The sequence below is a fragment of the Phenylobacterium sp. genome (assembly GCF_028290885.1).
In the GTDB taxonomy this organism is placed as follows: domain Bacteria; phylum Pseudomonadota; class Alphaproteobacteria; order Caulobacterales; family Caulobacteraceae; genus Phenylobacterium.
On the sequence record NZ_JAQGIZ010000042.1, the window covers coordinates 1 to 9,979 of the forward strand.

Below are 9,979 nucleotides of genomic sequence, written 5' to 3' on the forward strand. Positions count from 1 at the left end.
GGCGGGCGTCGCCGGGGCTGCTGCGGTCGCCGCGGCCGCGGTGGTGTTCTGGGCGAGCGCGGGTCCCGCGAACGGGCCCCCGATCACGGCGGCGGCGAGCGCGAGCCCCGCCAGCCTTTTCAATCCAATGAACTTCATTTTGCTATGTCCCCTTGAGTTCTTGACCGCTAGAGCGCCGCGGCGCCGGTCTCGCCGGTCCGGATGCGCACGGCGTCCTCGACGTTGAGGACGAAGATCTTGCCGTCGCCGATCTTGCCCGTGGCCGCGGCGGCTTTGACCGCCTCGACCGCCTTGCCGACCGCGGCGTCGTCGACCACCGCCTCCAGCTTCACCTTGGGCAGGAAATTCACCTGGTACTCGGCGCCCCGGTAGATTTCCGTCTGCCCCTTCTGCCGGCCGTAGCCCTTCACTTCCGAGACCGTCAGCCCCTCGACGCCGGCGCCGACGAGCGCTTCGCGCACGTCGTCCAGCTTGAATGGTTTGACGATCGCCATGATCAGTTTCATCCGCTCGCTCCCGCGCGACCCTTGAGGCTGGGCCGGCCGTCCGTGTTGATGTAGCTCCGCCGCGAGGTGTCCCCATCCCGGCTCGCAGCGGTCGGCTGACGCTATCGGCGCGGCGGGGGCGAGCGGGCCGACGGTGTGATCAAGCTGCGCAAGAAGGCATGGCGCGCCCGTTTGCTGAGCGGCCCTGGCGCGCGGCGCCTTAAAATTGGGCGATTCAGCCCTCCAGATGGGCTGCTCTACCTCGGTAACACCATGTTCACGAAGCCGTGACGTGGGAACCTAGGCTCGGCCACGCCTAGACAGCGGCGAACCCTCGCCGTACCTGCGCGTTCCCGAGGGTCGTTTGCATCCCAACTTGAGGACCTGATGAAGATCGATCGCTTGCTGACTGCGGCCGCAGCCGTTTCCCTGATCGCCGGCGCCGCCCTGGCCCAACCGGCGGCCACCGCCAAGACCGAGAAATCCGCGGTCGCCGCGACGGGCAAGGCCAGCACGGACAGCCCTTCGAACACCGCGGTGCAAGGGACCGCGCGCGCCGTGAAGGACGCCGCCGTCCCCGCCCAGGCGACTGCGCCCGCCGCAACGACCGCCGCGAAGCTGGCGCCCAACGGCAATCTGATCACCACCCTGCGCTCTTCCGGCCAGTTCAACACCTTCGTGAAGGCGCTCGACGCGACGAACCTCTCCAGCCTGCTGCAGAACTCGCCCGCGTTGACCGTGTTCGCGCCGACGGACGCGGCCTTTCCGCAGGCCAAGCTCGACCAGATGACGGCCGACAAGCCCGCCCTGCAGAAGATGTTGCTGCATTACATCATCAACGCCCGGGTCGATTCCACGAAGATCAAGGGCGCGCGCGGACCGCTGCCGTCGGGGGCGGGCGACGTGATCGTGCTGGACGGCTCGGGCGAGGTGCTGAAGGCCGACAACGCCAACATCATCCAGCCCGACGTGGTGACCTCGAACGGCGTGATCCATGTGATCGACCAGTTGATGGTCCCGGGGTCGGTTCCGGCGACCCTGCCCGAGCCTGCGCCGGAGCCCGCACCTGCCGCCGCGCCTCCGACCAAGGCGCCGGCGAGCAAGAAGAAATGAACCTTCACCGGCGGTAGGGCTTTTAGTTGCCGACGAATGGCAACCGGAGACCCCACGCCATGAAGATCCAGCACCTGCTCACCGCCGCCGCGACCGCGCTCCTCGCGGGCGCCGCCTATGCGCAACAGCCGTCCAGCGCGCCGCCCAGTTCCGTCGAGCCCAGCGCCAGCGGAACGACCACGACGACGACCACCCCGGTGGCGCCGAGCACCTCGGCGACGACCGACGACACGGCTGCGCCGACCGGCACGGCCACCTCCACTTCGGTCACGACCACCGACCCGGCCTCCGGGGCTTCGGTGACCAACACCACGACGACCAACGGCCCGATACCGGACACCAAGGAAAACCGGAGGAAGTACGGCCAGCCGATGTCCAACGCCGGCAAGCGCACGGCCGCCCGCGGCAACTAGCCGACGGATCGCCTTTCCGCCCTTCGGAGCGGGTTGAAGCCAAGGTCGGCGGGCCCTATGGTCCGCCGACTTTTTTTGCGCCTGCGAACAGCCCCCCAAAGCCCTGGTCCGATGCCCGACAAGCCGCTTTCGTTTCAGGACCTGATCCTGAAGCTGCACGAGTATTGGGGGGCGCAAGGCTGCGTGATCCTGCAGGCCTACGACGTCGAGGTGGGGGCGGGGACGCTGCATCCGGCGACCGTGCTGCGCGCGCTGGGGCCCAAGCCGTGGAAGGTCGCCTATGTGCAGCCCTCGCGTCGCCCGGCGGACGGGCGCTATGGCGAGAACCCCAACCGGCTGCGCCAGCACCACCAGTACCAGGTGGTCCTGAAGCCCAATCCGCCCAACCTGCAGGAGCTCTACCTCGGCTCGCTGCAGGCCATCGGCATCGATCCCAAGGTCCACGACATCCGCTTCGTCGAAGACGACTGGGAGAACCCGACGGTCGGGGCCTGGGGGCTCGGCTGGGAGGTCTGGTGCGATGGGATGGAGATCACCCAGTACACCTACTTCCAGCAGGTGGGCGGCCTCGACGTGTTCCCGGCGGCGGGCGAGCTGACTATCGGCCTGGAGCGGCTCAGCCTCTATCTGCAAAACGTCGATAGCGTCTATGACCTGCGCTACAACGACGAGTTCACCTACGGCGAGGTGTTCCTGGCCAACGAGCAGCAGTTCTCGGCCTTCGAGTTGGAGGTCGCCGACGTGGACGTGCTCAAGCGCCAGTTCGAGGACATGGAGCGCGAGGCGCCGCGCATCCTGCAGAGCCGCGGCCGGCAGGGTGAGCAGCTGGTGCTGCCGGCCTACGACCACGTGCTGAAGGCCAGCCACCTCTTCAACATCATGGACGCCCGCGGGGCGATCGCGGTGGCCGAACGCCAGAGCTACATCGGCCGCATCCGCGACCTCTGCAAGATGTGCGCGGAGGTCTACGTGGCCCAGCAGGGCGAGAACGCGTGATGTTCGAAGCGCTGACGCTCAGTTCCTCACCCGCGAAGCGGGGGAGGGGGACCACGAAGTGGTGGAGGGCGCGCTGGGATGAACGCCGTGCGGCCGCAGCGCCCCCTCCGTCTCGCCGCTCTTCGGCGTCGATCCACCTCCCCCGCACGCCGCCGCTACGGGGGAGGAACTGGAGACCTGCGACCCTGCCGATTGCTGGTGAGGGCGCGTAGCCATGCCCCAGCTGTTGCTTGAACTCTTTAGCGAAGAGATTCCCGCCCGCATGCAGGCGCAGGCGGCCCGCGACCTTGAGCGGATGGCGCGGGAGAGGCTGGCGGCTGAGGGGCTGTTGCCGGAAGCGCTGACCGCGTTCGCGGGGCCCAGGCGCCTGACGCTGGTGGCCGAAGGGCTGGCGGCGGCCCAGGCCGACCGCCACGAGGAGCGCAAAGGTCCCCGCGTCGGCGCGCCGGAGCAGGCCATCGAGGGCTTCCTGCGCTCGACCGGCATCACCCGGGAGCAGATGGTCGAGAAGGACGGAGTCTACTTCGCCCACCTGCACAAGCCGGGCCGACCGACGCCCGCGATCGTCGCCGAGATGGTCGAGGCCATCGTACGCAATTTCCCCTGGCCGAAGTCGATGGTCTCGGGCGTCAGCCGGCTGCGCTGGGTACGGCCGTTGCAACGCATCCTCTGCGTTTTCGACGGCGAGGTCGTGCCCTTCGAGATCGATGGCTTCGTCGCCGGCGACCTGACCGAGGGCCACCGGTTCATGGGCACGGGCCAGGCCTTCCACGTGCGCAATTTCGACGACTACGCCGACGGCCTGGCGCGAAACTTCGTGGTGCTCGATCCGGAGGAGCGCAAGGAGCGCATCCTGGACGCCGCCCGCACGCTCTGCTTCGCGCGCAATTTCGAACTCGTCGAGGACGAGGGCCTGCTGGACGAGGTCGCGGGCCTCGCCGAATGGCCGACGCCGGTGATGGGCGACATGGACCCGGAGTTCCTCGACCTACCGCCGGAGGTGATCCGCACCTCCATGCGGGTGCACCAGCGGTTCTTCGCCGTGCGCGATCCCAAGAGCGGCTTCCTGGTCCCGCACTTCATCACCGTGGCCAACATCGAGGCCACCGACGGCGGCAAGCTGATCGCCAGCGGCAATGCGCGGGTGCTCTCGGCGCGCCTCTCCGACGCCCGGTTCTTCTGGAACGAGGACCGCAAGGTGCGGCTGGAAGACCGGCTGGAGAAGCTGAAGGGCGTCACCTTTCACGCCAGGCTCGGGACGATGTACGAGCGGGTCGAGCGGATCGTGGCGCTGGCCGGCGAGCTGGCTCCCTACGTCCGCGACGACGGCGCGACCAGGACGCTGGCCATGCAGGCCGCCCGGCTCTGCAAGGCCGACCTCGTCACCGGCATGGTCGCCGAGTTCCCCGAGCTGCAGGGGATCATGGGCGGCTACTACGCCGAGAAGGAGGGCCTGGAGCCCGAGATCGTCGACGCCATCCGCTGGCACTACCGGCCGCAGGGTCCGACCGACGACGTGCCGGTGCAGGCGGTGGCCGCGACCGTGGCCCTGGCCGACAAGCTGGACAGTCTCATCGGCTTCTTTGCCATCGACGAAAAGCCGACCGGCTCGCGCGACCCCTACGCCTTGCGCCGCGCGGCGCTAGGCGTGATCCGCGTCATCCTGCAGACGCGGACCAGGCTGCCGCTGCGGAAATTCGCGTCCGACGAGCTGCTCGCCTTCTTCGCCGACCGCCTGAAGGTGCTGCTGCGCGAGCAGGGCGAACGCCACGATCTCGTCGACGCGGTGTTCGCGCTGGGCGACGACGATCTCGTGCGGATCGTCTCCAAGGTGAACGCGCTCTCCGGCTTCCTCGGCACCGAGGACGGCAAGAACCTGCTGGCCGGCTACAAGCGGGCGGTGAACATCCTCAAGGCCGAGGAGAAAAAGGGACCACTGCCGACAGGCGAACCCGCCGAGATGGCCGGTGGGCCGCCGGAGGAAGCTGGGCTGGTCAACGCCATCGGTCACATGGAGATCGAGGTTGGCAAGGCGCTGGGACACGAAGACTACGCCACAGCCATGCGCGAACTTGCGGCCCTGCGCCCGGCGGTGGACGCCTTCTTTGACAAGGTCTTAGTGAACTCCGACATAGCGTCGGAACGCGAGAACAGGTTGCGGCTTCTGGTGAAGGTTCGCGACGCCATGGGGCGCGTGGCGGACTTCAGCCAGGTCACCGGGTAGGTTCCCGGCTTTCGCCGGGATGAGCGAAGAGGGACATCGATGCCGGCCGAGACGATGGTGAAGACGCGTTGGGTCTACGCCTTTGGCGGCGGGCGCGCCGACGGCGACGCCTCGATGAAGAACCTGCTGGGCGGCAAAGGTGCGAACCTGGCGGAAATGTCGTCGCTCGGCCTGCCGGTGCCCCCCGGCTTCACCATCACCACCGAGGCCTGCACCCACTACTACGGCAATTCGAAGCAGTACCCGGCCGACCTGCAGGGTGAGGTCGCCGCCGCCCTGAAGGTCGTCGAGCAGCAGACCGGCAAGGCGTTCGGCGACGCGGCCAATCCGCTGCTGGTCTCCGTCCGCTCGGGCGCGCGCGCCTCGATGCCGGGGATGATGGACACGGTCCTGAACCTCGGGCTCAACGACCAGACGGTGGAGGGCCTGGCCAAGCTCGCCGGCGACCGGCGCTTCGCCTTCGACAGCTATCGCCGCTTCATCCAGATGTACTCGAATGTGGTCCTCGACCTCGACCACCACATGTTCGAGGAGATCCTCGACGAGCATAAGGAGCGGCTCGACGTCACCGTCGACACCGCGCTCTCCGCCGAAGACTGGGAGGCAGTGGTCCGCGACTACAAGAAGGCCGTGGAGACTGACCTTGGCCATCCGTTCCCGCAGGATCCGCAGGCGCAGCTCTGGGGCGCCATCGGCGCGGTGTTCGCCAGCTGGATGAACGACCGGGCGAAGTTCTACCGCCGCATGCACGACATCCCGGAGAGCTGGGGCACGGCGGTGAACGTGCAGTCGATGGTGTTCGGCAACATGGGCGAGACCTCCGCGACCGGCGTGGCGTTCACCCGCAACCCGTCGACCGGCGAGAACCGGCTCTACGGCGAATTCCTGATCAACGCCCAGGGCGAGGACGTGGTGGCCGGCATCCGCACGCCCCAGGCGCTGACCCGCATTGCGCGCGAGGAGATGGGCGAGAAGAGCCCCTCCATGGAGGAGGCGCTGCCGGACGTCTTCGTCCAGTTCAAGGCGGTCGTGGAGAAGCTCGAGAAGCACTACCGCGATATGCAGGACATCGAGTTCACGGTCGAAAAAGGCCGGCTCTACATGCTGCAGACGCGCAACGGCAAGCGCACGGCCAAGGCCGCGCTGAAGGTCGCCGTCGACCTCGCCAGCGAGAAGCTGATCACTCGCGAAGAGGCGGTGATGCGGGTCGAGCCCTCGTCCCTCGACCAGTTGCTGCACCCGACCATCGACCCGGCCTCCAACCGCGAGGTGATCGCCACCGGCCTGCCGGCCTCGCCCGGCGCGGCCACCGGCAAGATCGTGTTCACCGCCGCCGAGGCCGAGATCCAGGGCGGATCGGCCGGCGCGGTGATCCTGGTGCGCGAGGAGACTTCGCCGGAGGACATCCGCGGCATGGACGCCGCGCGTGGGATCGTCACCGCCAGGGGGGGCATGACCAGCCACGCCGCCGTGGTGGCGCGCGGCATGGGCCGCCCTTGCGTCTCAGGCGCCGGCGAAATCCACATCGACGCCAAGGCCGGCGAGATGCGCACCCGCGGGCGGACCTTCCGCGCCGGCGACGTGATCACCATCGACGGCTCGACCGGCGAGGTGCTGTCGGGTGTGGTCAAGATGGTCGAGCCCGAGCTTTCCGGTGATTTCGCGACCCTGATGAGCTGGGCCGACGGGGTGCGCCGCCTGAAAGTCCGCGCCAACGCCGAGACTGCCGTGGACGCCAAGACCGCCCGCCAGTTCGGCGCCGAGGGCATCGGCCTTTGCCGCACCGAGCACATGTTCTTCGATCCTGCCCGGATCGCCGCCGTGCGCGAGATGATCCTCGCCGACGACGAGGCCGGGCGCCGCGCGGCGCTGGCCAAGATCCTGCCCATGCAGCGCGATGACTTCGTGGAGCTGTTCGGGATCATGGAGGGCCTGCCGGTCACCATCCGCCTGCTCGACCCGCCGCTGCACGAGTTCCTGCCGCACACCGAGGAGGACGTGGCCGCGGTGGCTGCCGCCACCGGCCTCGACGCCGCCAAGCTGCTGCGCCGGGCCCAGGAGCTGCACGAGGTGAACCCGATGCTGGGCCACCGCGGCTGCCGGCTGGGGGTGAGCTATCCCGAGATCTACGAGATGCAGGTCCGCGCCATCATCGAGGCGGCGTGCGAAGTCGCCGCGGCCGGCCGCCCGGCGCCGATCCCGGAGATCATGCACCCGCTGGTCGCCAAGGGCGAGGAGATGAAGTTCCTGCGCCAACTCACGGACCGGGTTGCGAAACAGGTGATCGCCGAGAAGGGCCGTGAGATCGAATACGCCGTCGGCACCATGATCGAGCTGCCCCGCGCGGCCATCCGCGCCGCCGACCTTGCCGAGAACGCCGAGTTCTTCTCCTTCGGCACCAACGACCTGACCCAGACCACCTTCGGCATCAGCCGCGACGACAGCGGTCGGTTCCTCAACGCCTATATCGAGAAGGGCATCTTCGAGAAGGACCCCTTCGTCTCCCTCGACCAGGAAGGCGTCGGCGACCTGATCCGCATCGCCGCCGAGCGCGGCCGCGCGGCCCGGCCCGACGTCAAGCTCGGCATCTGCGGCGAGCACGGCGGCGATCCGGCCTCGATCCGGTTCTGCGAAGAGGTCGGCCTGGATTACGTCAGCTGTTCGGCCTACCGCGTGCCGATCGCCCGCCTCGCCGCCGCGCAAGCCGCCATCGGCGAGCGCGAGAAGGACCGCTAGCGCCCCAGGCGCGGTTTCGGGCCTGACAAGCTTGGCAATCTCTGGCCTTCTCGCGCCCGAAGAAGCGGGGGGAGGCGGAGATGGCCCAGGGATTCGATCCGGGCGCGGCGACGGCGGCCTATCTGGCGACCTTGCCGCCCGAGGCGCACGCCAAGGCGACGGCCTATACGCAGGGCGGCCACTGGCTGCTGCTCTGGGGCGCGCTGGTCTCGATCCTGGTATCCTGGATCGTCATCCGGTCCGGCGTGCTGGTGCGGGTGCGCGGCGGCGTCGAGAAGACCCGGCCGCGTCCCTGGCTGGCGGTGGCCGCCGTGGTCGTGGTCGATTCGCTCATCGAGGGCCTGCTGTCGATCCCCTGGGACGCCTACGCCCACTGGTGGCGGGAGAAGAGCTACGCCCTGACCAGCCGGGCGTTCGCCGGCTGGCTCGCGGAGCACGGCGTGCAGATCCTCGTGGGCACGATTCAGGCGGTGATCCTGTTCTCGCTGCTCTACTGGGTGATCCGGCGCGCCCCGAAGACCTGGTGGATCTGGAGTTCGGTGGGCGTGGTGGCGGCCTTCATCGCCTTTCAGGCGGCGGGGCCGATCCTGGTCGAACCGCTGTTCAACAGCTACAGGCCCGCGCCGGCTGGCGCTATGCGCGACGAGGTCGTGGCCATGGCCAAGCAGGTGGGCGTGCCCTCCGACAAGATCATGATCTACGACGGCTCCAAGCAGTCCAACCGCTACACCGCCAATGTCGCGGGCCTGTTCGGCACGGCGCGGGTGGCGATGAGCGACGTGATGTTCAAGAAGGACGCCGACCTCGCTGAGGTGCGCGGCGTCGTGGGCCATGAGATGGGCCACTATGTGCGCGGCCACATCTTCATCTTCGGCCTGGCCTACGGACTGCTGGCGCTGGTCGCCTTCTTCCTGGTGGACCGGCTGTTCCCCTGGACGGCGCGGGTGCTGGGCGCCAAGGGCGTGACGGGGGTGGCGGACCCGGCCGGCCTGCCGGTGATCGGGGTGATCTTCGCCGTCATCTCGCTGATCGCCACGCCGCTCAGCAACGCGGTATCGCGGATCGCGGAGTCCGACGCCGACCGCTTCTCGCTGGAGCACTTCAACGAGCCGGACGGGCTCGCCAAGGCGCTGGTGAAGACCATTGAGTACCGCGCCGCGACGCCGTCGAGGCTCGAGGAAGTGATCTTCTACGATCACCCGGCGGTCGGGGCCCGGGTCCGTCGCGCCATGGACTGGAAGGCGACGCACCCGAAGGCTCCCAGTTCCTCCCCCCAGCGCGTAGCGCGGTTTGGGGGAGGTGGCCGAAGGGCCGGAGGGGGTCCGCTCAGGCTGTTGAGGACCCCCTCAGTCAGCGGAGTTTATCCTCGGGCCGGCTTCGCCGGTCCCGGGGGCTGACAGCTCCCCCAAAAGGGGAGCAACTGGATTGCGCTACCGCTTCCTGACGAACACCGTGCCGGCGGAGTAGCCGGCGCCGAACGAGCAGATCAGGCCGGTTTCGCCCGGCGCGAAGTCGTCGTTGGCGCGGTGGAAGGCGATTATCGAGCCGGCCGAGGAGGTGTTGGCGAACTCGTCGAGGATGATGACGTTTTCGCCCGGCGCCGGCTCGCGGCCCAGGACGCGGCGGCCGATCAGCTCGTTCATGTTGATGTTGGCTTGATGTAGCCACAAGCGCTTTAGCCGGGTCGGATCGATCCCGAGGTCGCGGGCATGCTCGACGATCATCTCGGAGACAAGGGGCACCACCTCGCGGAACACCTTGCGGCCCTCCTGCACGAACAGCTTGTCCACCGCCCCGATCCCCTCCGGCGCGGCGCGGTTCAGGAAGCCGAAGTTGTTGCGGATGTTGTTGGAGAACTGGGTGCGCAGGCGCGTGCCGAGGATATCCCAGCCGGCGCTTTTACCAGAAATTGGCGCCGTGGCTGCGTCCTCGACGATCACGGCGGTGGCGACGTCGCCGAAGATGAAGTGGCTGTCGCGGTCGCGGAAGTTGAGGTGGCCCGAGCAGATCTC

At 68.4% G+C, this 9,979-nt stretch carries 8 protein-coding genes; 6 read left to right on the plus strand and 2 right to left on the minus strand.

Annotation, left to right across the window (positions count from 1 at the left end; all coding sequences use genetic code 11):
* Positions 1-167 precede the first annotated feature (167 nt).
* Positions 168-506 (minus strand): P-II family nitrogen regulator, encoded by a 339-nt coding sequence (locus JWP28_RS03640; RefSeq protein ID WP_293372711.1) that lies wholly within the window; start codon positions 504-506, stop codon positions 168-170.
* 366 nt (positions 507-872) lie between these two features.
* Here JWP28_RS03640 and JWP28_RS03645 point away from each other — a divergent pair, with 366 nt between their 5' ends.
* From JWP28_RS03645 to JWP28_RS03670, 6 genes are all read left to right on the plus strand, one after another.
* Entirely contained in the window at positions 873-1,598 is a 726-nt protein-coding gene (locus tag JWP28_RS03645) for a fasciclin domain-containing protein (RefSeq protein ID WP_299540048.1), read from the plus strand.
* Between the two features lie 59 nt (positions 1,599-1,657).
* A complete protein-coding gene (locus JWP28_RS03650) occupies positions 1,658-2,011 on the plus strand; it encodes a hypothetical protein (protein WP_299540050.1) in 354 nt (117 codons plus the stop codon).
* A gap of 111 nt (positions 2,012-2,122) precedes the next feature.
* Positions 2,123-3,007 (plus strand): glycine--tRNA ligase subunit alpha, encoded by an 885-nt coding sequence (locus JWP28_RS03655; protein WP_299540052.1) that lies wholly within the window; start codon positions 2,123-2,125, stop codon positions 3,005-3,007.
* Positions 3,008-3,221: 214 nt separating this feature from the next.
* Positions 3,222-5,231: a glycine--tRNA ligase subunit beta gene (gene glyS / locus JWP28_RS03660; protein WP_299540053.1), complete on the plus strand. Its 2,010-nt coding sequence runs from the start codon at positions 3,222-3,224 to the stop codon at positions 5,229-5,231.
* 39 nt (positions 5,232-5,270) lie between these two features.
* Positions 5,271-7,967 carry a pyruvate, phosphate dikinase gene (ppdK, locus tag JWP28_RS03665; RefSeq protein ID WP_299540055.1) on the plus strand — a complete coding sequence of 899 codons (2,697 nt, stop codon included), beginning with the start codon at positions 5,271-5,273 and terminating at the stop codon, positions 7,965-7,967.
* An 80-nt stretch (positions 7,968-8,047) separates the two neighbouring features.
* Entirely contained in the window at positions 8,048-9,364 is a 1,317-nt protein-coding gene (locus JWP28_RS03670) for a M48 family metalloprotease (RefSeq protein WP_299540057.1), read from the plus strand.
* Positions 9,365-9,397: 33 nt separating this feature from the next.
* Here JWP28_RS03670 and JWP28_RS03675 read toward each other — a convergent pair.
* Positions 9,398-9,979, minus strand: a 582-nt coding sequence (locus tag JWP28_RS03675; protein WP_299540059.1) for a beta-ketoacyl-ACP synthase III, incomplete at its 5' end; no start/stop codon positions are given.

Excerpts from the sequence above, each read along its gene's own strand:
- JWP28_RS03645 (WP_299540048.1), top strand. The coding sequence starts at position 873 with ATGAAGATCGATCGCTTGCTGACTGCGGCCGCAGCCGTTTCCCTGATC.
- JWP28_RS03670 (WP_299540057.1), top strand. The coding sequence starts at position 8,048 with ATGGCCCAGGGATTCGATCCGGGCGCGGCGACGGCGGCCTATCTGGCG.
- JWP28_RS03650 (WP_299540050.1), top strand. The coding sequence starts at position 1,658 with ATGAAGATCCAGCACCTGCTCACCGCCGCCGCGACCGCGCTCCTCGCG.
- glyS (WP_299540053.1), top strand. The coding sequence starts at position 3,222 with ATGCCCCAGCTGTTGCTTGAACTCTTTAGCGAAGAGATTCCCGCCCGC.
- JWP28_RS03640 (WP_293372711.1), bottom strand. The coding sequence starts at position 506 with ATGAAACTGATCATGGCGATCGTCAAACCATTCAAGCTGGACGACGTG.
- ppdK (WP_299540055.1), top strand. The coding sequence starts at position 5,271 with ATGCCGGCCGAGACGATGGTGAAGACGCGTTGGGTCTACGCCTTTGGC.
- JWP28_RS03655 (WP_299540052.1), top strand. The coding sequence starts at position 2,123 with ATGCCCGACAAGCCGCTTTCGTTTCAGGACCTGATCCTGAAGCTGCAC.